The sequence below is a fragment of the Aeromicrobium sp. Leaf350 genome, assembly GCF_916858655.1.
GTDB lineage: Bacteria > Actinomycetota > Actinomycetes > Propionibacteriales > Nocardioidaceae > Aeromicrobium.
Genome location: NZ_CAKASL010000001.1, coordinates 670,926 through 694,113 on the forward strand (window position 1 = coordinate 670,926; position 23,188 = coordinate 694,113).

Here is a 23,188-nt window from a genome sequence, read left to right on the forward strand (position 1 = left end):
CGCCCGCCCACGGACGTGGGGGGCGGGCCGGGGCGTCAGCGCATCAGGAGATGACGGCGAGGACGTCGCGCGCCGAGAGGATCAGGTAGTCCTGACCGGCGTGCTTGACCTCGGTTCCGCCGTACTTGCTGAAGATGATCTTGTCGCCGACGGAGACGTCGAGCGGGACGCGGTTGCCGTTGTCGTCGATGCGACCGGGGCCCACGGCCACGACCTCACCCTCCTGCGGCTTCTCCTTGGCGGTGTCCGGGATGACGAGACCGGACGCGGTGGTCTGCTCGGCCTCGCTCGTCTTGATGATGAGACGGTCCTCGAGCGGCTTGATAGTCGACACTGGTCGACCTCCCCTTCGTTCTGAGAGTGGAGTCTGTGGGTGACATCTGGGTGCTGCACACGTCGTCGCGGGTGCCGTGCGCGGCTGGCAATCTCACCTGGAGAGTGCCAGTTCCGACGTTAGCAGATCGCTGGCACTCAGGGAACGCGAGTGCCAGCGCCACGTGCTCGCTTCGCTTCGCACTCGGTCGGGCTCGGGCGCGGGGCGCCCTCGCCCTGGGCGCTTCTCGTCGCTGCGCTCCTCGCCGTGGTCACCAACCGGTGGTCGCCGCAGCCCCCATCCGACCGCGTTCCCCAGATGTGCTCCCGAATCCACTGTTTCTCTGGCGGCAGATGGTGGATTGAGGAGCACATCTGGGCGCGGCCCACCGATAGGGTTCGGGGATGGACCTGGAGACGTTCGAGCGGTTGCTCGCGCCCCAGGGGCAGGAGCTGCTGGCCGAGGTCACCGAACGAGCCGGGATCGAGTCGGACCTGGGCCTCGGCACCCGGCTCCGCAAGACGCACCCCGGCGACCTGGTGGCCGCCGCGGTGACCCAGAACCACCTGCGCGGCAAGGCGGCCACGAAGCTCGGCGACGACGCCGCCCACCTCTACTTCACGCACGACGCGCTCGAGCAGGCCACCCGCCGCCGCGTCGCCGACCACCGCGCGCGGCGTCTCGCGGAGGCCGGGGCGACGAGCGTCGTCGACCTCGGGTGCGGCATCGGCGCCGACCTCGTGGCCTTCGCGCGGGCCGGCCTCCGGGTGCGGGGCGTCGAGCAGGACCCCGTCCGCGCAGCGATCGCGAACGCCAACCTGCGGGCGCTCGGGCTCGAGGGCGGCGTCGAGACCGGCGACGCCACCACGGCGACGATCGGCCCCGACGAGACGGCCTTCGTCGACCCGGCCCGCCGCACCGGCCGCGGCCGCGTCTTCGGCACCGCCGACCTCCAGCCGCCGTGGTCGTGGGTCCGCGAGCTGCTGCGCGGGCGCGCGGTCGCCAAGGTCATGCCCGGCCTCGCCCACGGTGACGTCCCCGCGGCCGTCGAGGCCGAGTGGGTCAGCGACGGCGGCGACCTGGTCGAGTGCTGCCTGTGGGGCACCGCGTTCGCCCGCACCCGCCGCCGGGCCACCCTGCTCCCGTCGGGGGCCACGCTGTCGCTGCGCGACGAGCCCGCCCACGTCGGCCCCGTCGGCGCCTACCTCTACGAGCCGGACGACGCTGTCATCCGCGCCGGAGTCGTCGCCGAGCTGGCCGCCGAGCTCGGGGGCTGGCTGCTCGACCCCCACATCGCCTACGTCACCGCCGACCGCGGCGACGTCACACCGCTCGGCCGGCGGTTCCGTGTCGTCGACGAGCTGCCGTTTCGCGAGAAGCAGCTCAAGGCCGCCCTCCAGCAACGCCGCATCGGCACGCTCACGGTCAAGAAGCGCGGCGTGCAGGTCGTGCCCGAGGAGCTCGTGAAGCGACTCCGCCTCACGGGCCCGCACAGCGCGACCGTCGTGATGACCCGCGTCGACGGGGCGGGCCGGGCCTTCCTCGTCGAACCGTTGCGGGGCTGACGTCCGACCGCGCCCCTAGGCTGGGCGCATGCAGGTCGACCTGAACGCGGACGTCGCCGAGAGCCCCGACGACCTCGCCCTGCTCGACGTCGTCACCAGCGCCAACGTGTGCTGCGGCGCCTACGCCGGCGGGGTCGAGCTCATGGTCGAGGCCTGCACCCGCGCCGTCGAGCGCGGTGTCGTGATCGGCGCCCAGGTCGGCTACCCGGACCCGGAGGGCTTCGGCCGGCGCGCGATGGACCCGAGCGACGACGAGCTGGTCGAGACGCTGCGTGAGCAGATCGACCTCCTGGCCGAGATCGCCGACGCGGCCGGCGCTCGCGTCGCCTACGTCAAGCCGCACGGTGCGCTCTACAACACCGTCGTCGCCGACGAGCGCCAGGCGCGGGCCGTCGTGGAGGCCGTCGCGCCGTACGGCATCCCGCTGCTCGGGCTGCCCGACGCCGCCTCGCTGCGCATCGCGACCGAGGAGGGGCTCCCCGTGGTGGTCGAGGGTTTCGCCGACCGCGCCTACCGCGCCGACGGCACGCTGGTCCCCCGCTCGGAGCCCGGCGCCGTGCACGTCGACGTCGCCACCGCCGTTGCGCAGGCCGTCCGGCTGTCGTCGCACGTCGACTCGCTGTGCGTCCACGGCGACACCCCCGACGCCCTCGCGCTCGCGCACGCCGTGCGCGACGGGCTGCAGCAGGCCGGGCTCACGGTGCAGGCCTTCGCGTGAGGCTGCGTCCCTCGGGCGACCGGGCGGTCCTGCTCGACTGTGACGACGCCGCCGAGGCCCAGGCCTGGTTCGCGGCGCTGGAGCCCGAGGCCGACGTCACTCTCGGTGCTCGCACCGTATTGGTGCGCGGCGCGCCCGCCGACGTGCGCCGGCTCGTCGGCGCCGCGACCCCGGGCGAGGCCGCCGGCCGCTCGACCTCGGAGGTCGTCGTGCCGGTCACCTACGACGGCCCCGACCTGGGGGAGGTCGCGCGCCTCACGGGGCTCACGGTCGACGAGGTCGTCGACGCGCACACCGCCACGCCCTGGACCGTCGCGTTCACCGGTTTCGCCCCCGGGTTCGCCTACCTCACGGGCGGCGACCCGCGGCTCCACGTGCCGCGGCGCGACAGCCCTCGACCTCGGGTGCCGGTCGGCGCGGTCGGCCTCGCCGGCCCGTACTCCGGCGTCTATCCCCGCGAGTCCCCCGGCGGCTGGCAGCTCGTCGGCAGCACCGACGTGCCGTTGTGGGACCTCGAGCGCGATCCTCCGGCCCTCCTCCTGCCTGGAGCCCTCGTCAGGTTCGAGTCCGTGCTGCGAGGCGCCGCATGAGCCTGCGCGTCACGGCCCTGACCGGCTCGGCCCTCGTGCAGGACACCGGTCGGCCCGGACGCACGGGTCTCGGGGTCACGCCGTCCGGCAGCTTCGACCGCAACGCCGCCCGTCAGGCGAACGTCCTGCTGGGCAACCCGCCGGACGCCGCCGTGCTGGAGGTCGTGGGCTCAGTGACCGTGCGGGCCACCCGCGCCACGGCCGTCGCCGTCACCGGCGCACCCGGGCCCGTGCAGTGCGAGGGCATCCCGGTCGACACGGGTCAGGTCCTGCTCCTGCAGGACGGCGACGAGCTGACGGTCGGACCCCCGGCCCTCGGGGTGCGACGCGTGCTGGCCGTCGCGGGCGGGCTGACGCCCGATCCGGTCCTGGGCTCGCGGGCCACCGACACGCTCTCGGGGCTCGGCCCCGCCCCGGTGACCGTCGGCACGCTGCTCCCGGTCGGCCTGCGCACCGGACACCCGGTCACCACCCGCATCGAGACCGGCGTGCTCGGCGTCGGCGACCTCACGGTGCGCCTCGTCCTGGGGCCCCGCGACGACTGGTTCACCCCCGAGGCCGTCTCGATGCTGCTCGGCACCGGATGGACCGTCTCGCCCCGCAGCGACCGCATCGGCGTGCGGCTGGACGGTCCGTCGCTCGAGCGAGCGGTGGCCGGCGAGCTCGAGTCGGAGCCCGTGGTGCGTGGCTCCGTGCAGGTCACGACCGCCGGCCTCCCCGTCGTGCTCGGACCCGACCACCCCGTCACCGGCGGCTACCCCGTCATCGGGGTCGTGGTCGACGCCGACACCGACCTCCTCGCCCAGGCCGCGCCCGGGCGCCGCGTGCGGTTCCGGCGCCACCCCGCCCCGTGAGGGTCAGGCCACGACCGAGGTGACCGGCAGGCCGGAGTCGGCGCGGAGGTCCAGCGCCGACGGCGGCAGGCCACGACGCACGACCTCGGCGCCCAGCGCGGCGACCATCGCGCCGTTGTCGGTGCACAGACCGAGCCGCGGCACACGCAGTTCCAGGCCGGCCTCGGCGCACCGCTGCTCGGCGTACCAGCGAAGACGCGAATTGGCGGCCACGCCACCGCCGATCACGAGCGTGCCCACGTCGTGCACCCGACAGGCCTCGACCGCCTTCGCGGTGAGCACGTCGCACACCGCGTCCTGGAACGAGGCGGCGACGTCGGCGACCACGAGCTCGCGACCGGCGAGCTGCTCGCGCTGCACGTGGCGGGCGACGGCGCTCTTGAGCCCGGAGAACGAGAAGTTCCACCGGTGCTTCTCCTGGTCGCGCGACGCCGTGAGGCCTCGCGGGAAGGGCACGGCCCTCGGGTCGCCATCGGCCGCGACCCGGTCGATGTGCGGGCCGCCCGGGTAGGGCAGCCCCAGCAGGCGGGCGACCTTGTCGAAGGCCTCCCCCGCGGCGTCGTCGATCGTCTGGCCGAGCAGGGTGATGTCGCTGGCGATGTCGTCGACGAGCAGGATCTCGGAGTGGCCGCCGCTGGCGAGCAGCGCCACGACGCGGCGGTCGAAGCGGCCGTGCTCGAGCTGGTCGACCGCGACGTGGGCGGCCAGGTGGTTGACGCCGTAGAGCGGCAGGTCGTGCGCGACCGCGAGCGCCTTCGCGCCGGCCAGACCCACGAGCAGCGCGCCGGTCAGACCCGGGCCGCTGGTCACGGCGATCGCGTCGATCTCGGCCATCGTGAGGCCGGCGTCGGACAGGGCCTCCGTCAGCGTCGGCACGAACGCCTCGAGGTGCGCGCGGCTGGCGACCTCGGGCACGATCCCGCCGAAGCGGACGTGCTCCTCCATGCTCGAGGCCACGACGTGCGCCAACAGCTCCGTGCCCCGCACGATGCCGATGCCGGTCTCGTCGCAGGACGACTCGATGCCGAGGACGACGGGTTCACTCACCCCGCCAGTGTTTCATCCTGCCGCCCGGGGCCCGGCACCCCTGCCCGGCTACTCGGAGACGGTGACCTTGCGGTCGAACGCCACGTAGCCGGCGAAGTCCGTGCCGACGCGCTCGACCGCGCCCGGCAGGAGGTCGGGGTACGACCACGCGCCGTCCGCGAGCTTGTCGTCGCCCGTGCCGACGTCCCAGTACTGGGTGTCGCCCTTCCAGGGGCAGTGGTACGCGGTGTCGCTCTCGGCGAACTCGCCCGTGAGGCTCGAGGGCGGGAAGTACCAGTTCCCCTCGATCTTCACGAGCTGGTCGGCCGGGGCCTCGGCCAGGACGGTGCTGCCGTAGACGGCCTTCATGGTGCCTCCTCAGGGTCTGCTCCCAGTGTGACCCCGGCACCCTGAACCCGCGACCCGTGCAGCCGCCGCGTCCCGCCCAGTGGCGGTGGATCCACCACCGAAAGACCGGCCACGACGGGGTTGGCGGTGGATCCACCACCGTACGAACCGCGATTCGGTGGTGCATCCACCGCGGACCCCAAGCTCGGCCCTATTCGGTGGTGGATCCACCGCCCCACCCGGTGACCTGGTCAGGAGACGGTCAGCGGTACCCCGCTGGCTCGTCCTTGCTGCTCTTCCGCGCTCAGCCGTTCTCGCGCTCCGCGCTCAGCCGTTCTCGCGCTCCGCGCTCAGCCGTTCTCGCGCTCCGCGCGGCGCGCCGCCTTGGCCGCCTTCTCCTCGGCGTCGAGGCGGGCGGCCTCCTCCGGGGTCGGCGCGAGTCCGCCGAAGCGGGCCGGCGCCCACCACTGGCCCTCGGGACTGATCGGGTACTCCGTGATGGCCTTCTCCAGGAGCCGGGTCATCTCGGCGTGCAGGAGCGCCGTCTCGGCCACCGGGTCCTCCCCCGTGACCTGCAGCGGCGGGCCGACGTGCAGGGCGACGGTCTTGCCACGACCCCAGATGTCGGACTCGTGGTCCTTGGTCTTCAGCAGCTGCGTGCCCCACGTGACCATGGGGATCAGCGGGACCCCGGCCTCTGCGGCCATCCGCACGGCGCCGGTCTTGAGCTCCTTGATCTCCATCGAGCGGCTGATCGTCGCCTCGGGGAAGATGCCCACGACCTCGCCGGAGCGCAGGTACTCGACCGCCGTGTTGTACGACTCCTCGCCGCTGTCGCGGTCGACGCTGATGTGGTGGAAGGAGCGCATGAGGCGACCCGTGGGCCCCTCGAAGGCCTCGCGCTTGGCCATGAAGCGCACGAGCCGCTTGCTGGGCTGCGCAGCCAGGCCGTCGAACACGAAGTCGACGTAGCCGATGTGGTTGGCGGCGAGCACCGCGCCACCCTCACGAGGGATGTGCTCGGTGCCGGACGTCTGGAACCTCATCCCCAGGGCCTTGAAGAGCGTCTTGGCCGTGACGATGACGGGCGGGTACGTGATGTCACGCATGCGGCGAGCGTAGTGCACACGCGTGCACCGTGGTGATGACGCGCGGCACCCGTCGGACCGGCAGGGCGGGCGGGCCCGTGCGCTAGGCTCGCCCGGCGTCCGAAGCCTCGGGCGTGGTGTCTTTTCGAGTGAGCTGCTGCTGTGGAGAACTCCGAGTCCGTCGCAGGACTGTCCGGCCCTGACGGACCCCTCCTCCGGCTCGTCCGTGACCGCAGGATCGCGTTCCTGCTCGTCGGCGGCTTCAACACGGCATGGGCGTACGTGCTGTTCATCGGCTTCGAGCTGGGCCTCGACCGCGGCTACATGGTCAGCCTCGTCCTCACGCACGTCATCGGCACGACGACGGCGTTCATCCTGTACCGCAAGCTCGTCTTCCGGGTCACGGGTCACGTGCTGCTCGACTACGTGCGCTTCCAGATCGTCTACGCAGGCGCGTTCGCCATCAACGCCGTGTGCCTCCCGCTGCTCGTGGAGGTCGCTAGTCTGAAGCCGATCATCGCCCAGTTCTTCTTCGTGTTCGTCACGACCATGCTGAGCTGGTTCGGCCATCAGCACTTCTCGTTCCGTCGGAAGGACCCCGCATGAGCCAGCCCACGGTCTCGGTCGTGGTGCCCGCCTACAACAACGGCCGCTTCCTCGCCGAGACGATCGACAGCGTCCTGTCGCAGGAGGGAGTGGACTTCGAGCTCATCGTCGCCGATCACGCCTCCACCGACGACACGCGCAGCGTCATGGACCGCTACGCCGACGATCCCCGTGTGCGCCTGCTCGACACCCCGGCCGGCGGCGGCGCCCCCGCCAACTGGAAGCGGGTCAGCGACGAGGCGAGCGGCGAGCTGATCAAGCTCGTGTGCGGCGACGACACCCTCCGCCCCGGCGTCCTGCGGCGCCAGGCCGAGCTGCTGCGGGCGCGTCCCGCTGCCGTGCTGACCGCGTGCCGCCGCGACGTCATCGACTCCACGAGCACGACGCTCCTGGCCGGACGCGGCCTCCAGAAGATCGACAAGCCCTCCTCCGGCCCGGAGGCCGTGCGTCGCGCGGTGCGCTCCGGCGTCAACCCGTTCGGCGAGCCCGCCTCGGTCATGATGCGGCGCTCGGCCCTCACGGAGGCCGGCGGCTGGTTCCCCGAGTTCCCGTACCTCATCGACCAGGGCACGTACTGCCGCGTGCTCCTGCACGGCGACTTCGTCCCCGACACCGAGACCGGTGCCACGTTCCGCATGAGCTCCGAGCAGTGGAGCGTCGTGCTGGTCAAGCAGCAGTCCGACCAGGCCAAGGGCTTCTACCGCTGGCTGCACGAGCACCACCCGGACGTCGTGTCCGCGAACGACCTGCGCGTCGGCAGTCTCCGCGCGGCCCTCGCCGCCCGCATGCGCCGACTCGCCTACGCCGTGCTGCGACGGAGGATGCGATGACCGACGACCGCGATCCCGAGGGATACGTCCACCACGTCTCCGTCGTCGTGCCCGTCTACCAGGGCGAGCGCACGCTGCCCGACCTCGTGACCGAGCTCGAGCCCATGGTGACGGAGTTCCGCACGCCCGACGGCCACCGCGCCCGGGTCTCCGAGGTCGTGCTGTGCCACGACAACGGCCCGGACGCCTCCGACCGCGTGATCCGCGAGCTCGCGGCTGTGCACCCCTTCCTCAAGCCCGTGTGGCTCTCGCGCAACTTCGGCCAGCACGCCGCGACCCTGGCGGGCATCGCCTCCACGGGCGGCGACTGGGTCGTCACCCTCGACGAGGACGGCCAGCACGACCCGGCCTACATCCCGTCGCTGCTCGACACCGCGCTGCGCGAGCGCGCCCAGGTCGTCTACGCCAGCCCGGAGAACGTCGCCCCGCACGGCGCCGTGCGCAACGCCGCCTCGAAGGGCGCCAAGCGCGTGCTCGAGAAGGTCTTCGGCGGCGGCGACGCCTCGGTGTTCAACAGCTACCGCCTCATCCTGGGCGAGGTCGGACGCAGCGTCGCCGCCTACTCCGGCACCGGCGTGTACCTCGACGTCGCACTGAGCTGGATCGCCAACTCGATCGTGACCTCGCCGGTCATGCTGCGCTCGGAGGGCGACCGCGCCAGCGGCTACTCGTACCGCAGTCTCCTCGCGCACTTCTGGCGGATGGTGCTGACCTCCGGCACCCGGGGCCTGCGGCTCGTGACCATCACGGGCGTCCTGTTCGCCCTGTTCGGCCTGGCCTTCGCGGTCTACCTCACGATCAACCGCATCTTCGGCGGTGCGATCGAGGAGGGCTGGACCTCGATCATGGTGATGCTCTCGCTCGCCACCGGCATGATCCTCGTGGCCCTCGGCATCGTGGCCGAGTACCTCGGCGTGGCCGTCAACATGGCGCTCGGCAAGCCGGCCTACCTGATCGTCCGTGACCCGGCGGCCGGTCCGCTCGGGCGGCTCCGAGACGATGCCGGCGACGCGTAGATGGGTGATCGGTCGCGGGCTGCTGGGCAGCGCGGTGGCCGACGCCGGGCGCGACGACGTCTTCTCCGCCTCGATCGCGTGGAGTGATCCGCGTCGCGCGCTCGAGGACCTCGAGGGGGCGCTGGAGGCGTTCGCCCTCGACGCCGACGCGATCGCCCCGACCTGGGAGATCTACTGGTGCGCCGGCAAGGGCGTCACCTCGACGTCGCGTGAGCACCTCCAGGACGAGGTCGACGTCTTCGCCGGCTTCGTCGACCTCCTGCTGCGCCAGGACGGCCTGAACCTGGCGCACGGCCGGCTCTTCGTGGCCTCGTCGGTCGGCGGCGTGTACGCCGGCCGCACCGATCCCCCGTTCACCGAGTCGACCCCGCCCGCACCGCTGACCCCCTACGGCGACGCGAAGCTGCAGATGGAGCAGGTCGTGCGGGCCGCCTCGGAGGCCAGCCCGCTGCGCACGCTCGTGGGCCGGATCACCAACCTCTACGGCCCGGGCCAGGACCTGTCGAAGGGGCAGGGCCTGCTCTCGGTCATCGTCTCGAGCTACGTCACGGGCCGGCCCACCTCGGTGTACGTGCCGCTCGACACGCTGCGCGACTACCTGTACGCCGACGACTGTGCCGCGATGGTCACCACCGCGATGCGTCGCCTCGGCGGCGAGGACCCGGGCACGTCACGCACGAAGATCTTCGGGTCCATGACTCCGGCCTCGATCGGCGCCGTGATCGGCGAGGCGAGCCGCATCCGCCGCGTGCGGGCCCCGATCGTCGCGGGCCAGGGCGACGCGTCCGGCCAGGCGTCGGACCTGCGCGTCCGGTCCGAGGTCTGGACCGACATCGACGGCCTCGCCCGCACGACGCTGGCCGAGGGCATGAGCGCGCTCTACCGCGCCCAGCTGCGGCACGCGATGGTCAACGGCACGCCGGCCGCCCGCTGAGCGACACCACCCGGGCGCCGCTCGGCGGAAGGACTCAGTAGGTCGTGTCGTTGGTCGTGTGCTCGTCGAAGACCCGGCCCCAGGCCTCGAGGCCCACGAGCTCGGGCAGCGCCTCGCGGTACCGGCGGCTGAGGTCCTCCCAGTCGGCACCGAGCTGACGTGACAGGCGGGTGCTCTCGGCCAGCATCGTGCGCAGCTTCTTCGGGTCACGGCGGTACCACGAGGCACCGGTGCCCTCGGCGTTCGAGACGAGCGCCGAGTCGAACTGCGAGACGCGCCACCACGAGTTGTCCTGGTGCGGCAGGTGCACCTGCGGGCGCTGCTGCTGCTCCTCCGCCACCGGCGCGACGACCTGACGCACGAAGTTCTTGAGGGCCCACGGCGCCAGGAGTGCCCGCGGGGGCTGGCTGAAGCCCTTGCCGCGCCGCGGCGGCTTGGCCATGCCGGGAGCCGGGAAGTCCTCCGGCTCGGGGCGCAGCTGCGCGTCGGAGTGGTTGCCGAGCTCCTTGCGCACCTCGCCGAGCCGGCTCGGCAGCAGGTCGGCCAGGCCTTCCGGGCCGGCCAGCACGTCGGCCACGGCCAGGTGGCGCAGGCTGACCGTGCCGTACTGCAGGGAGAGCAGGTGACGGACGTCGTGCGTGAAGAGCTCGCGCGGCACGCGTCCACCGTTGTCGTACGGGCTGTGGAGCAGCGCCGCGATGATGCGGTTGCGGGCGTGGAAGTAGGCCTGCCAGCCGACCGTGTCGTCCTTGTCGACCCACGAGACGTGCCAGACCGCGGTGCCCGGGAGCGTCACGGTCGGGAAGCCGTGCTCCTTCGCGCGGAGGCCGTACTCGGCGTCGTCCCACTTGATGAAGACCGGCAGGGCGGCACCGATCTCACGGATGACGCTGGTGGGGATCAGGCACATCCACCAGCCGTTGTAGTCGACGTCGACCCGGCGGTGCAGCCACGGCGCCCGGCGCAGGTTGAGGCTCGCGAAGTCGTGGCCGTAGCCCATCATCGAGTGGGCGTTGTCCCACATGAACCGCCACGGGTTCACGACCTCGCCCATCGTGTGCAGGATCGACCGGTTGTAGAGGTCGAACATCTGCCCGCCGATGATGGTCGGCGTCTTGGCCAGCTGCGACATCGCGAGCATGCGCGGCAGGCTCTCGGTCTCGACCTCGACGTCGTCGTCGAGCAGGAGCACGTAGTCGAAGTCCTGGGTCACGGCCTCGGACATGCCGCGGGCGAAGCCGCCGGACCCGCCGAGGTTGGACTGGTCGATGATGCGCAGGCGGCCACCGAGCTGCTCGGCGACCTCCGCGAAGTCGGTCTGGTCGGCCACCTTGTCGGTGCCCTGGTCGACGATGAGGATCTGCTGCACGTGGTCCAGCACGTCGCTGTCCTGCCCCAGACGGCGCAGGTTGTCGATGCAGAAGTCCGGCTTGTTCATCGTGGTCATCTGGATCATCGCGCGCCCCGTGAGCGGCGCGGCGGTCTGGGCGACCCACTCGGCCCCCTCGAGCACGAGGTCCTGCTCACCCGCGACGAGGTCGAACCAGAGCCAGCCTCCGTCACCGAACGACTCGAGCGTGAGGTCGATGGACGTCTCGGTCTCGCCGGTCACCCGGTGCGAGTCGAGCTGCTGCAGCGCGCCGCGGGCGTTCGACTTCATGACGACGACGGTTCCTGCGCCGCTCGTGCGCACCCGCAGCGTGACCTGCTCGACGGTGGTCCAGCGCCGCCAGTAGCCGGCCGGGAAGCCGTTGAAGTACGTGCCCAGGGACAGCCGCTCGTTGGCGCGCACCCGCAGCGACCGGCGCGACAGGAAGTCCTCGAGGTGCACGGGAGCACCGGTCTCGGTGACCGACACCGCCACGTCCTTGCTGGTGCTGCGCACGGACGGGTCGCGCGGAGGCGTCACCATCGAGACGGCGGACGCGGTGTCGACGTACAGCCCGGCCGCGTCGAGGGCCGACATCGGCGGGAAGACCACCTTCTGGAGGACGGTCGTGACCGTCTCGGCGGGTGTGGACTTCTTCGATCCGGCCATGCTGTCAGGGGTACCTTCCGCGGGACGTGGGGCTTCCGCCCCGGGACGCTCCATCGTCTCACAGGCCTCGGAGGGGGTTCCCCACCCACCGCGGTCAGGTCGAGGCGGGCTCGTCCGGGCGGGGGGCTCGCCTCGCGCGGCGTCGCACGAGCGGGTGGGCCACCGACCAGCCGGCGGCGATCAGGAGCGCGACCGCGGCGGACGCAAGCTCCAGCGTCCAGCCCGGCGGGCGGAACTGCACCGTGACGACGTCGCCCGGGGCGGCGTCCTCCAGGTCGACCGAGAGCAGGAAGTCCCGGCGCGGGTCGCCGACCGAGGCCGGACCGTCGACCCGGTATCCCGGCCAGGCGATGCGGCTGAACGCGACCGACGCGTCGTCGGCGGTGACCTCGTCGACCCGGAAGCGGACCTCCGTCGTGGAGGAGGACTCGACCGTGACCTCGGCCCCGTCGGCGTGGACGACCGAGCCGGCGCGGCCGACGGGCTCGTCACGGCTCACGATCCAGGTGTGCTCGAAGGTCTCGAGGGTCCAGCCGTCGGGCGGCACCGGGCGATCGTTGACGTCGTCCTTCATGACGACGACCGTGTTGAGCATCATGTCGTCGGCGATCGTGCGGTCGTCGCCGTCGCGCTGGAAGAGGCGCTCGTAGGCGTCGGGGCAGGTCTCGCCGCGCTCGCCGGAGCACAGGATCTCGGACATGCGCTTGAAGCGGACCACGGTGTAGACGCTCGCGGCGTCCTTGCCGGTCAGGTACCAGGAGTTGGCCAGCAGCGTCTCGCTGTAGCCGTCGGGGTTGGCCGACAGCATGAAGACGTTGCCGACGGTGAAGATGCCGTGCTCGCTGCCCGCCTCCGTGGCGGCCGACTCGGCGATCGACTCCGGGACGTGGAAGTCGGGCAGCGGTCCGCGCGGGTTCTGCCAGGTCGCGAGCGCCGAGAACGCCAGCGCACCCACGGCGACCGTGGCCGCGGCCAGCCGCACGCCCCGGGCCGGTGTCAGGTCGGGGCGCCGCATGATCCACTCCAGCAGGGCGGCCTGCACGAGGCCGCCCAGGACCACCCACTCGATGTTCGCGGGAACCGCGACCGCGCCGGACCAGACGGCCAGCAGCAGCAGGCCGCGAGCCCACCAGCGGTCGCGCTGGGTGAAGGTGCGCGGCCAGTTCTTGGTGGCCAGGACGGCGAACGCCACGCAGAACGCCATCACGACGTACGGCATCATCCGGATCTGGAAGCGCAGCGGACCGACGTCGCTGGGGCCCATCACCAGGAGCAGGCCCGCGAGCCCGACCAGGCCCACGACCGCGAGCTCCGGACGCCGGCCGCGCAGCAGCAGCGCCGGCAGCAGGGGGATGAACCAGGCGATGAAGGCCACCGGGACGAACGGCAGGCCGCCGCCGAACCAGGTGACGGTCGGCCAGCCGGTGGCCAGCGGACCGATCGCCAGGTCACCGAGGTCCATGTTGAGGGCCTGGGTGTTGAAGATGCCGTCCGCGGTGCGCACCGTCGCCGACGACGTGAGCACGCTCGGCAGGAACACGAAGACGACAAGGAGGCCGCTGTAGACGCCGAGGCCCAGGGTGCGTCGGACGTCCGACCAGCTCTTCTGCAGTCCCTGGGCGATGAGCATCGCCACGAACAGGGCGATGAGCATCAGCACGGGCGCGACGTACCCGACCGTCACGAGCAGGTACGACAGGACGAAGAACGGCCACGGATGGCGGCCGTGGCGCAGGTAGCGGTCCATCGCCCACCAGGTCCAGGCGAACAGGCCCGACCCCATCAGGCCCGTCACCCACGAGGGTGAGTCGAGGTAGGCGGTCTGCCCGCCCAGCGTGACGGCGAAGCCCGCGACGGCGGCCCAGGGCGCCGAGGCCCCGTAGGTGCGCGCGAGCAGGAAGACGCCGCTCGTCAGCACGAGCAGGAAGACGACCTTGACGAACGTCGCGTACAGCGCCGCGTCGTCCTGGGCGTGGCTGCCGATCGCGACGAGCCAGGAGAGCGGGTTCCACAACCCCCACTGACCCTCGACGAGCAGGTTGCCGCCCTGCCAGGCGCCGGGGTCCAGGATCGTCCAGTCGCCGTCGAGCAGTCGCTGCCCGAGGGCGTACCACTGGCCCACGGCGCCGGTCTGGGTGTCGTCCAGGAAGTAGTAGGTCGGGTTGCGCACCAGGCGCAGCACGACCGTCACGAGCGTGGCGACGCACGCCAGGGCCCACCACCCCAGCGACGCGCGCCGGTCGGACCGTGCCGTCGCCGGACGTTCGTCGACGGCAGAAGTCATGCGCCCTAGGTTAGACATGGTTCAGCGTCAGCTGACGGCTGCCCCGCGGGGCAGGCCGGAGGCCACGCCCGGGTCCACCGTCAGCACGACCGGCGTGCCGCCGCCGTTCAGGCGCACGAGCGCGTCCCAGCTCGTCACGGGTCGGTACGTGCCGCCCTCGGCCGCCAGGACCGTGGCGTCGTTCGAGGCCTTCACGAACAGGCGGGGAACGGTGGGGCCCGTGCGGTCGAAGGTCGCGCACGCCTCGGTCGTCCACTCCTGCACCGCGAATCCCTGCGCCGCGTCGGCGCCGGTGACGCGGGAGACCTTGCCGCTCGCGGCGGCCACCAGGTCGGTGCCGCACCGGCCCCAGAGGCTCAGGTCGGCGACGCGGGTGCGGGTGCCGAGGTCGGCCGTCGAGACGGTCGCGAACGAGGACGGGATGCCCCACTGGGCGGCCATCGCGAACGACGGGATGCGGGCGAGCTTGTCGCCGGAGACCACGAGGACCTCGGGCGAGCTGCTCGGCTTCACGAGCGACGCGTCGCGCAGGCGGGCTCCCCCGGCGGGGATGCGGGCCAGGCCGTCGGCCGTCATCGTGACGATGGTCGGGTCGCCCTCGCCTCCGATGCGCTGGGCGTCGGACCACGACAGGACCGCTCGACGGACGCCCTGCTCGACGGAGTAGACCGTGGCGTCGCCGGCCTTCTTGACCAGGAGGCCGGACGCGACCGCTCGCCCGCCGAGGGCGAGCTGGGCACACGTCTGCGGCTGGAGCGCCACCGTGGGGAGCCCGGCAGCGGCCGGGTTCGCGAGGCGGTGCAGCGTGCCGGTCCCGGCGACGTAGGTCGATCCACCACAGGTGACCGCGGTCTCGACCTTGGTCCCCGCCGGGCGGTAGCCGGTCAGGTCGGCGGCGGTGACGGTCTGGAGCGTGCTGGACGCCCGGCCCAGCTCCGTGGTCGCCGCGAAGTCCGCGACGGGCAGCAGGGTGTTCGTGCCGTCGGTCAAGTACACCTGCGGCGAGGCGGCGTCGCGCACCAGCGTCGCCGGGGCGAACAGCGTCGGCGCCTTGGTGAAGGCGGCGTAGCGGGCGTCGCCCATGCGAGCGGTCCACCCGAGCGGCGACCCGGTCAGGGCCCGGACCGCCTCGGCGTCCCAGTACGGCTGGGCCGCGCCGGACGAGGACAGCAGGACGGGTCGGGCACCAGCGCCGACCCGGGCCCAGCTCGACATCTCGGGGCCCGCGGTCGTGCCGGCGAACATCGCCGGGTGGGCGCTCGTGAGGCTCGCGCACGACCCGCCCCAGATCGCCACCTGGTCACAGCTCGCGAACCGGTGCAGCGTGCCGTCCTGCACGAGGCTGATGGCACCGCTGCCCGTGTCGTGCAGGATCGTCGACGTGGCTCCGGCGGCGGCGTAGCGGTTGACGAAGCTCGCGCTGACCGTGTTGAGCGGGCCGAACACCTGGATCAGCTCGTTGTAGTCGTCGAGGGACGCGACGCTCCAGCGACGCAGTCCGTCGATCAGGTAGACCGTGGGGTCGGCGGCGGTGCGGATGAGTCGCACCGCTCCGCCCTGGGTCGAGCCGAACCAGTCGCTGAAGTAGCGGTAGAAGTTGCGGTTGCCGTACGAGGAGCAGCTGTCCCCGGTGCCCGCGCCGGCCGCGATCGACGCCGCGTTCGGCTGGTACGGCGTGTAGTAGTAGAGGTTGGCCGTCGCCTGGTTCTCGATGTAGACCGGCGTGCCGCCGCACGCGGCGTTGGGGTGGTACCGGATCGTCGGCGAGGTGCCGGGGTTGTTCCAGGTGTACCGACCGCTGAGCTCGTAGACGCGCATCTGGCGGATGCCGGCGTACACCTGGTTGCCGAACCCGTAGTACTGGGCGTCGCACGCCGAGGTGTCGGGGCACCCCATGCCCATCGCCGCGCGGTACTTCCCGTCGGTCGGGGCGGTGGTCGTGACGAGGCCCTGCTCCTTCTGGAGCATGACCAGGATGACCTGGGGGTTGACGCCGCACGACTGGGCGACCTTCCAGATGATCGTGGCGGCCTTCTCGTACCCCGGGGAGGCGTAGCCGTTGCAGTACGCGTCGGCCGCCTTGTTCACCGAGATGAGGTTGATGTGCTTGAGGCAGTAGGCGTCGGTGCAGCGGGAGCCCTGGGCGTCCAGGAACGACTGGATCTGGGCGACGCTCATCGTCCCGGTGTCGAAGAACACCGCGTCGCTGATGATGTTGCCGGGCCGGAACTGGGACATGTCGACGGCCTCGGAGTCCGGGGCGCGCGACACGTTCAGGACGCCGACCAAGCCGACGGCGACGAGCACCCCGACCAGGACGAGGCGCAGCGACCGGAAGGCCGGCGACGTCCTGTGACGCGTGGGGGTGCTGTGACGCATGGGAGTCAGTATGCGGTACGGCACGGGTTCTGTCCCGGGTCCTCGGGAGACAGCAGTCCGGTCGGACGGTCAGACGCGCCGGCGAGAGCTGCCGACCGCCACGAGCACCACGCCCAGGAGCACCGCGATCACGACCCCGACCAGGACGGGGTGGGAGCCGGTCTGGCGCAGGAGCGAGAACACACCGGCGCCGATCGTGGTCCAGATCGTCGCCCAGAGCGCGGCGCCCGGCACGAGCCCGAGCAGGTAGCGCGGCGTCGTCATCCGGCAGAGGCCCGCCGCCAGGTTGATGACGGTCTGCGCCCCGACCGTCAGGAAGCTCAGCGTCACCGCGGGCGGACCCCAGCGGTCGACCCGCTCCATCGCGAACCTGAGCCGCTCGCTCGGCTCGCGGCCGCGGGCAGCGCCGGCGGCGATGAGCCGGCCGATGCCGTACGTCGCGCCGGCCCGCAGCACGACGATCGCGAACAGGGTCAGCCAGGCCCAGAACCAGGGCCAGGAGCGGATGTCGTCGAGCACGCCGTTCACGGCAGCGCCCGTTCCATGACGAGGGCGTCGCCGCCGTCGGCGTAGTACGCCCGGCGCCGGTGGATCTCGCGGAAGCCCAGCCCGCCGTAGAGCGCCTGCGCGCCGGTGTTGTCCGCCGCGACCTCCAGCAGGATGCGCTCGGCGCCGGCGTCCGCGGCGGTGCGCAGCAGCTCCTCCACCAGCACCCGTGCCACGCCTCGGCGACGGGACGCGGGACGGACGGCGACCCGCAGCAGGTCGGCGGTCTCGGCGACGACGAGCGTCGACGACCAGCCCACGGCCGTCTCCCCCTCCACGGCCAGGCGCACGTGCCGCTCGACCGAGGCCACCTCGCTCGCGACCGACGACGCGCTCCACGGGTCGTCGAAGCAGGCGCGCTCCAGCTCGGCGAGGACGGGGACGTCGTCCTGGGTCGCGGCGCGGACGACCACCGTGGCGGTCATCGCTGGTCGAGCGGCACGGCGTCGGGCCGGCGCAGGTACAACGGCTCGAGCGGGAGGACCTCGACGAGCCGGTCGACCACGGCGCGCGCGAGGGCGGCTCCCGTCGGGTCGAGCGGGCCCCGCGATCCCCCGAGCACGGCGGCGTGGACCTCGGCTCCGCGGCCGACCACCGGCAGGTCGCCGAAGCGCTCGACCACGGCCGCCGGGGTGTCGACCGCTGGACCGTCGAGCCGGCGCGCGTCAGGTCCGTACCGCGCCCAGTAGACCTCGCGGCGGCGGGCGTCGGTCGCGACGAGGAACTCGCCGTCGAAGGCCTCGGCGGCGTCGACCGCGAGGACGTCGAGCGTGCAGACACCGTGGGTGCGCAGGCCGAGGGTGGCTCCGAGGGTCAGCGCCGTCACGACGCCGACCCGGAGGCCCGTGTAGGGGCCCGGACCGACACCCACCGCGACGTCCGTGAGGTCGGCCGGGACGGCACCCGCCTGGCGAAGTGCGGCCGTGATGGCCGGGGCCAGCTGCTCGCCGTGCGCCGTGGCGCCCTCGCCGCCCGCCTCGCCGACCACGGAACTGCCGTCGTGGACCGCGACCGTGATGGCCGGGGTCGCGGTGTCGAAGGCGAGCAGGAGCACGGGCCGAGCCTAGCCAGCGCCGACTCAGGCGCCCAGGAGGGTCGAGCGCAGCGGCACGCCGAGCCAGCGCGACCCGTAGGAGCGGATCGTCAGGACGCGGGCCTCCGCGAGGTCGTCGGCCTCACCGGCGGCGACGCCCATCGGGTCGCGCGTGCCGAGCGGGTCGCCGGGGCGGGCGTGCCGGCGCTCCAGGTGCACGTGGAGCCGGTTGGATGCCAGCTGCTCGGCGATGCCCTGGCCCCACTCCACGACCGTCACCGAGCTGTCGACGGAGGCGTCGAGGTCGAGGTCGTCGAGCTCCGCTGCCGAGCCGAGCCGATAGGCGTCGACGTGCACCAGACCGGGCCCGTCGGTCAGGGACGGGTGGGTGCGGGCGATGACGAACGTCGGCGACGTCACGGGACCCCGCACGCCCAGCCCCTCGGCCAGGCCCTGGGTGAACGTGGTCTTGCCGGCTCCGAGGTCGCCCGAGAGCACCAGCAGATCCCCCGCCCGCAGGAGCGTCGCGAGCCGGCCCGCCAGCGCCTGGGTGTCGTCCGGCGTGTGGGTCTCACGGGCGAGCCAGAGGGTCTTCCCGAACTCCAGCAAGGTGCTGCCACCGTCGTCCTCGGTGTCACCCGTGCGCACGTACTTGCGCCGCTCCCAGAACCGCACCGTGTCGGGCAGCTCGGAACGGACGTGCAGCCAGATGCCGTCCTTGCCCCGCTCCTCCGCCGTGTCCTCGGCGACGCCGACCATCGCCGACGCGACGCCGCGCGACTGGATCTCGGGGTCGACCGCGACGCGGCGCAGGCCCAGCAGGCCCGGACGCGACTCGTCGAACAGCAGCGCACCCATGGGGCGTCCGCGCCGCTCGACCAGCAGCCCGCCGGACGCGGCGAGCGCCTCGGCGACCGACTCGGTGGTCTCGTCGGTCGCGGTGCTCGGCGGGTCCAGCACCGGCCGCGCCGCGAACGACCGGCGGATGATGTCGGCCACGACCTCCGCGTGCTCGGGGCCCGCCTCGATGACGTCGAGCGCGTGCAGGGAGCTCATCGCGTCACCTCGTTCACCGGACCCGCTCGACGAGCGCGTCGATCGCGTCCGAGACGTCGTCCGGGTCCTCGAGCATGACCATGTGGCCGGCCCCCTCGACGAGCACGAGCCGCGCGCCGTCGATGGCCTCGGCCAGGCGCCGGCTGTGCTTGGGCGGCGTCAGGAGGTCGGACGTGCCGCACACGACGGTCACGGGCACGTCGGCCAGCGTCGAGAGGGCGTCGAACAGGTCGAGCGACGGGAAGTTCGGGTAGAAGTCGGCGATGACGCGCGACGGGGCCCGCGAGATCATCTCGTCGGCCATCGCCGCTCGCTGCGGGTCGGCGTCGGGGCCGACGGCCCAGCGCCGGATGACGGTCTCGCTGTTGAACGCGCGACCCCAGTCGAGCACGGGGCCGGAGCGGCGCACGAACCAGGCGAGACGCTCGAGCGCAGGCGTGCCGCGGACGAGCTTGCCGGCACTCGTGCCGACCAGCGCGACGCCGACCACCGTGCCACCGAACAGCTCGGGGAAGTCGGCGGCGAGCTGCATCGTCGCCATGCCGCCCATCGAGTGGCCCACGACCACCACGCGACCCTTGCCGTGCGCCGCGATGACCCGCGCGAGGTCGTCGGCCAGGTGGCTGAGGTCGGAGTTGGCACCCGACGTCGGGCCCGAGGCGCCGTGCCCCCGCTGGTCGACGAACACGAGCCGGGCACTGCCGCGCAGGTGCAGGCGCTGGAAGTGCCAGGTGTCCTGGTCGCACATCCAGCCGTGGACGAAGACGATCGTGAGGCCGTCGTCGCCGTCGGCGTCGGGCTCGTCGACCTCGACGTTCAGCTCGGTGCCGTCCTGCGCGACGACCGTGTGCCGCTCGCCGCGCACCGAGCCGAACGGCACGTCGCCGCCGAGGTGGCGACGGCGCTCGACGATGCGCTGGCGCCGCAGCAGCGAGGCCGCGACACCGGCTCCGGCGAAGGCGGCCGCCGTGACGGCAGCCGTCGTGATGCGCTTCATCGGGTTCCCCCTGGATCGTGGTCGTGGGTGTGGACGAGCTGGATGCGGCCCCCGAGCCCCGTGACGACCTCGTACGCGATCGTGCCAGAGGCCACCGCCCAGTCGACCGCGGTGGGCTCCCCCGCGGTGCCGGGCCCGAACAGGGTCACGACGTCACCGCGCCGGGCCGGCAGGTCGCCGAGGTCGACGACCATCTGGTCCATGCAGATCGTGCCGACGACCGGGACACGCCGGCCCGCGAAGAAGGCGGAGGCGCGGCCCGTGGCGGCGCGGTGCACCCCTTCGCCGTAGCCGATCGGCACCAGGCCGAGGGTCGTCTCGCGCTGGGTCACGTGGCGGTATCCGTAGGAGACACCCTGCCCGGCCGGCACCCGCTTGACCGCGGCGAGGCGCGCGCGCAGCGACATCACGGGCGTCAGGGGGACGTCGTGGGGCATGGTCGGGTCGGGCGGCAGCCCGTACGTGGCGATGCCCGCACGGACGAGGTCGAAGTGGGCGCTGGGCCGGGTCATCAGCGCGGCCGAGTTGGCGAGGTGGCGCAACCCGGGATCGACGCCGGCGGCCTCGAGCTCGGCGACGGCCTCGCGGAACCGGGCCTCCTGGGCGTCGTTCGCGGGGTGGCTCGGCTCGTCGGCGCAGGCGAGGTGCGACCAGACGCCGGTGATGCGCGCGCCGCCCTCGACCGCGCGGGCCGCCGCGGCGACGAGGTCGGTCCACTGGTCGCCGAAGGCGCCGTTGCGGCCGAGGCCCGTGTCGACCTTGAGCTGGGTGCTCGGCACGTCCGCGGCCGCCAGGACCTCCGCAAGCTGCTCGGCGGAGGACGCGGTGACCTCGACGTCGGCGCGGGCGGCCGCGGCGAAGTCGGCCCCTGGGGCCGCGAGCCAGCACAGCAGCGGACCCTCGTCGCCGGCCGCTCGCAGGGCGAGGGCCTCGTCGAGCGTCGCCACGCCGATCCAGTCGGCTCCGGCCTCGCGCGCGGCGCGGGCCACCGGCAGGAGTCCGTGCCCGTAGGCGTCGGCCTTCACGACCGTCATGAGCTGCGCGGTGGGAGCGAGCGCCGCGAGCGTGCGCACGTTCTGCCGGTAGGCGTCCAGGTCCACCTCGGCCCACGCCTGTGGCGTCGACGGCAGAGCCTGTGGCGTCGACGGCAGAGCCTGTGGCGTCGGCGGCGTCACCAGTCCCGCTCCCCCGTGAGGCGGCCGGCGAGGAAGTCGGCCACGACGCCGGGGATGCGGGCCGCGACCCCCGTGGCCGTCACGGGGCCACCGGGATTCGCCCGCACAGCGGCGGCGCCGTGCACGAAGGCGGCGACCGAGGCCGCGTCGCGGGGCGACAGGCCCGAGGCGAGCAACGAGCCGAGCAGGCCGGAGAGCACGTCCCCGGATCCGGCCGTGCCCAGCCAGGCGGTGCCCGAGAGGTTGACCCGCACCGGCTCCCCGGGCGCCTCGACGAGGGTGCGGCGTCCCTTCAGCAGGACGGTGGCGCCCCAGCGCTCGGACGCGGCGCGGGCGTGGCTCCACGGGTCGGCCTCGACGTCCGCGCGGTCGACCTCGAGCAGCGTCGCGAGCTCGCCCGCGTGCGGAGTGATGACGACGCCCGGGCGCAGGGCGGCGGGCAGGTGCTGCAGCGCCGTCGCGTCGACCACGACGGGCACCGCGTCTGCGAGTGCGGCCTGGAGGTGCTCGGCGACGTCGTCGCCACCTCCGGGTCCGACGACCCAGGCCTGCACGCGCCCGGTGGCGGGCACCACCTCGGGCGCACGGAGCACGACCTGGCGCGCGACCTCGTCGTCGCCGACGAAGCGCACGTATCCCGCCGTGCCGGACTGGGCGCCCGCCACCGCGAGGTGAGCGGCACCGGGGAAGTCGGCGGAACCGGCCCGGACGCCCACGACACCGCGCGAGTACTTGTGGGCGTGGCCGTGCGGCACGGCGGGCGCGAGCACGGCTGCGTCGGCGGTCGTGAGCGCCTCGACGGAGGGGTCGCCCAGGTGCGGGTCGAGCCCGATGGGCGCGAGCGTCAGCGCGCCGGCGGCGTCCGCGGCCGGACCGAGGAGCAACCCGGTCTTGTACGAGCCGAACGTGACGGTGTGGTCGGCCACGAGGTGAGGGCCGGGCGTCGTGCCGTCGTCGACCCCGACGCCTGACGGCACGTCGACCGCCACCGTGAACGGTCGCGTCTCGGCCTGCCAGCGTGCCCACTCGGCCGCTCGTCCGGTGAGTCCCGCTCGGGCCCCGATGCCCAGCAGCCCGTCGACCACGACGGTGTGACCGTGCGGCTCGGTCACCTCGCCGACGCCCACCGCGCGGGCCGCCGCGAGGCCGGCCTCGTGCGCGTGGTCGGGGTCGAGCAGGCAGACGTTGACCGGCCGCCCCCGCTCCCGCAGCCGCGCCGCGGCGAACAGCGCGTCACCGCCGTTGTTGCCGGGTCCGACGAGGACGACGGGGGTGCGTCCCGGGGGGAGCACCTCCAGCAGCACGTCAGCAAGCGCGTCGGCGGCCTGCTGCATCAGGGCGTCCCAGCCCACCGCGCGGGCGGCCGCCTCCTCGGCGGCACGGACCGCCGCGACGTCGTGCGCGCGCAGCATCGTCAGGCCACCTCGGCGACCACGAACGCGGTCGCGACCGGGCCGTCGTGCGCGATCGACAGGTGCAGCGACGTGATGCCGAGCTCGTGCACGCGCGCCTCGGCCAGGCCCGACAGGACGAACGAAGGAGCACCGCGGTCGTCGACGACGACCTCGATGTCGGTCCACGACATGCCGGCGGGGGCTCGCAGGGCCTTGACGAAGGCCTCCTTCGCCGCGAAACGACCGGCGAGCGACTCCAGCCTCAGGCCGGCCTCGACCTCGCCCGGCGTGAACAGCCGCTGTCGCAGCGTGGGGGTGCGCTCGAGCGACTCCGCGAAGCGCGCCAGGTCCACGACGTCGACGCCGACACCGCTGACACCCATGCGCTCCACCCTAGC

At 73.1% G+C, this 23,188-nt stretch carries 23 protein-coding genes; 8 read left to right on the forward strand and 15 right to left on the reverse strand.

Annotation, left to right across the window (positions count from 1 at the left end; all coding sequences use genetic code 11):
- Positions 1 to 43: 43 nt before the first annotated feature.
- Positions 44 to 334: a co-chaperone GroES gene (groES, locus tag LO931_RS03340; RefSeq protein WP_229051803.1), complete on the reverse strand. Its 291-nt coding sequence runs from the start codon at positions 332 to 334 to the stop codon at positions 44 to 46.
- Positions 335 to 717: 383 nt separating this feature from the next.
- Between groES and LO931_RS03345 the strand changes: the two genes are divergently transcribed.
- Genes LO931_RS03345 through LO931_RS03360 form a run of 4 tightly spaced genes read left to right on the forward strand, consistent with a single transcriptional unit; the run spans position 718 to position 4,040 of the window.
- A complete protein-coding gene (locus tag LO931_RS03345) occupies positions 718 to 1,878 on the forward strand; it encodes a class I SAM-dependent methyltransferase (protein ID WP_229051804.1) in 1,161 nt (386 codons plus the stop codon).
- Between the two features lie 28 nt (positions 1,879 to 1,906).
- Positions 1,907 to 2,596, forward strand: a complete 690-nt coding sequence (locus tag LO931_RS03350) for a LamB/YcsF family protein (protein WP_229051805.1) — start codon at positions 1,907 to 1,909, stop codon at positions 2,594 to 2,596.
- Positions 2,593 to 3,186 (forward strand): allophanate hydrolase subunit 1, encoded by a 594-nt coding sequence (locus tag LO931_RS03355; protein WP_229051806.1) that lies wholly within the window; start codon positions 2,593 to 2,595, stop codon positions 3,184 to 3,186. Before LO931_RS03350 ends, LO931_RS03355 begins: the two co-directional genes overlap by 4 nt.
- Positions 3,183 to 4,040, forward strand: coding sequence for a biotin-dependent carboxyltransferase family protein (locus LO931_RS03360; RefSeq protein WP_229051807.1), 858 nt, complete (start codon positions 3,183 to 3,185; stop codon positions 4,038 to 4,040). The genes LO931_RS03355 and LO931_RS03360 overlap by 4 nt, the downstream gene beginning before the upstream one ends.
- A gap of 3 nt (positions 4,041 to 4,043) precedes the next feature.
- On the opposite strand, the gene tsaD is transcribed toward LO931_RS03360, so the two are convergent.
- The 3 genes from tsaD to LO931_RS03375 all read right to left on the reverse strand — a co-directional run bounded on the left by tsaD (position 4,044) and on the right by LO931_RS03375 (position 6,523).
- A complete protein-coding gene (gene tsaD / locus LO931_RS03365) occupies positions 4,044 to 5,087 on the reverse strand; it encodes a tRNA (adenosine(37)-N6)-threonylcarbamoyltransferase complex transferase subunit TsaD (protein WP_229051808.1) in 1,044 nt (347 codons plus the stop codon).
- 48 nt (positions 5,088 to 5,135) lie between these two features.
- Positions 5,136 to 5,435, reverse strand: coding sequence for a DUF427 domain-containing protein (locus tag LO931_RS03370; RefSeq protein WP_229051809.1), 300 nt, complete (start codon positions 5,433 to 5,435; stop codon positions 5,136 to 5,138).
- A gap of 329 nt (positions 5,436 to 5,764) precedes the next feature.
- Positions 5,765 to 6,523, reverse strand: a complete 759-nt coding sequence (locus tag LO931_RS03375) for a 1-acyl-sn-glycerol-3-phosphate acyltransferase (RefSeq protein ID WP_229051810.1) — start codon at positions 6,521 to 6,523, stop codon at positions 5,765 to 5,767.
- A 141-nt stretch (positions 6,524 to 6,664) separates the two neighbouring features.
- On the opposite strand from LO931_RS03375, the gene LO931_RS03380 reads away from it, so the two are divergent.
- The 4 genes from LO931_RS03380 to LO931_RS03395 are packed head-to-tail and all read left to right on the forward strand — an operon-like array spanning position 6,665 to position 9,888.
- Entirely contained in the window at positions 6,665 to 7,108 is a 444-nt protein-coding gene (locus LO931_RS03380; protein WP_229051811.1) for a GtrA family protein, read from the forward strand.
- Entirely contained in the window at positions 7,105 to 7,938 is an 834-nt protein-coding gene (locus LO931_RS03385; RefSeq protein WP_229051812.1) for a glycosyltransferase family 2 protein, read from the forward strand. Before LO931_RS03380 ends, LO931_RS03385 begins: the two co-directional genes overlap by 4 nt.
- Positions 7,935 to 8,954, forward strand: coding sequence for a glycosyltransferase (locus tag LO931_RS03390; RefSeq protein WP_229051813.1), 1,020 nt, complete (start codon positions 7,935 to 7,937; stop codon positions 8,952 to 8,954). Before LO931_RS03385 ends, LO931_RS03390 begins: the two co-directional genes overlap by 4 nt.
- Positions 8,899 to 9,888: an NAD(P)-dependent oxidoreductase gene (locus LO931_RS03395; protein ID WP_229051814.1), complete on the forward strand. Its 990-nt coding sequence runs from the start codon at positions 8,899 to 8,901 to the stop codon at positions 9,886 to 9,888. Before LO931_RS03390 ends, LO931_RS03395 begins: the two co-directional genes overlap by 56 nt.
- A 34-nt stretch (positions 9,889 to 9,922) precedes the next feature.
- Here LO931_RS03395 and LO931_RS03400 read toward each other — a convergent pair whose 3' ends face one another.
- From LO931_RS03400 to LO931_RS03455, 11 genes are all read right to left on the reverse strand, one after another.
- On the reverse strand, positions 9,923 to 11,926 hold the full coding sequence (locus tag LO931_RS03400; RefSeq protein ID WP_229051815.1) for a glycosyltransferase: 2,004 nt from the start codon (positions 11,924 to 11,926) through the stop codon (positions 9,923 to 9,925).
- Positions 11,927 to 12,020: 94 nt separating this feature from the next.
- The gene (locus tag LO931_RS03405) at positions 12,021 to 14,210 is read right to left on the reverse strand and encodes a hypothetical protein (protein WP_229051816.1); all 2,190 of its coding nucleotides are present in this window, start codon (positions 14,208 to 14,210) and stop codon (positions 12,021 to 12,023) included.
- Positions 14,211 to 14,237: 27 nt separating this feature from the next.
- On the reverse strand, positions 14,238 to 16,589 hold the full coding sequence (locus LO931_RS03410) for a hypothetical protein (RefSeq protein ID WP_229051817.1): 2,352 nt from the start codon (positions 16,587 to 16,589) through the stop codon (positions 14,238 to 14,240).
- 69 nt (positions 16,590 to 16,658) lie between these two features.
- Positions 16,659 to 17,117, reverse strand: a complete 459-nt coding sequence (locus LO931_RS03415; protein WP_229051818.1) for a DedA family protein — start codon at positions 17,115 to 17,117, stop codon at positions 16,659 to 16,661.
- Positions 17,114 to 17,560, reverse strand: coding sequence for a ribosomal protein S18-alanine N-acetyltransferase (gene rimI, locus LO931_RS03420; protein WP_229051819.1), 447 nt, complete (start codon positions 17,558 to 17,560; stop codon positions 17,114 to 17,116). Before rimI ends, LO931_RS03415 begins: the two co-directional genes overlap by 4 nt.
- Entirely contained in the window at positions 17,557 to 18,189 is a 633-nt protein-coding gene (gene tsaB, locus LO931_RS03425) for a tRNA (adenosine(37)-N6)-threonylcarbamoyltransferase complex dimerization subunit type 1 TsaB (protein WP_229051820.1), read from the reverse strand. The genes rimI and tsaB overlap by 4 nt, the downstream gene beginning before the upstream one ends.
- A 24-nt stretch (positions 18,190 to 18,213) precedes the next feature.
- Positions 18,214 to 19,224 carry a tRNA (adenosine(37)-N6)-threonylcarbamoyltransferase complex ATPase subunit type 1 TsaE gene (gene tsaE, locus LO931_RS17540; RefSeq protein ID WP_255657708.1) on the reverse strand — a complete coding sequence of 337 codons (1,011 nt, stop codon included), beginning with the start codon at positions 19,222 to 19,224 and terminating at the stop codon, positions 18,214 to 18,216.
- Positions 19,225 to 19,237: 13 nt separating this feature from the next.
- Entirely contained in the window at positions 19,238 to 20,221 is a 984-nt protein-coding gene (locus tag LO931_RS03440) for an alpha/beta fold hydrolase (RefSeq protein ID WP_229051821.1), read from the reverse strand.
- Positions 20,218 to 21,396, reverse strand: coding sequence for an alanine racemase (gene alr, locus LO931_RS03445; RefSeq protein WP_370636057.1), 1,179 nt, complete (start codon positions 21,394 to 21,396; stop codon positions 20,218 to 20,220). The genes LO931_RS03440 and alr overlap by 4 nt, the downstream gene beginning before the upstream one ends.
- Positions 21,393 to 22,808: an NAD(P)H-hydrate epimerase gene (locus tag LO931_RS03450; protein WP_229051823.1), complete on the reverse strand. Its 1,416-nt coding sequence runs from the start codon at positions 22,806 to 22,808 to the stop codon at positions 21,393 to 21,395. Before LO931_RS03450 ends, alr begins: the two co-directional genes overlap by 4 nt.
- Positions 22,809 to 22,810: 2 nt before the next feature.
- Entirely contained in the window at positions 22,811 to 23,173 is a 363-nt protein-coding gene (locus tag LO931_RS03455; protein ID WP_229051824.1) for a holo-ACP synthase, read from the reverse strand.
- Positions 23,174 to 23,188: the final 15 nt, after the last annotated feature.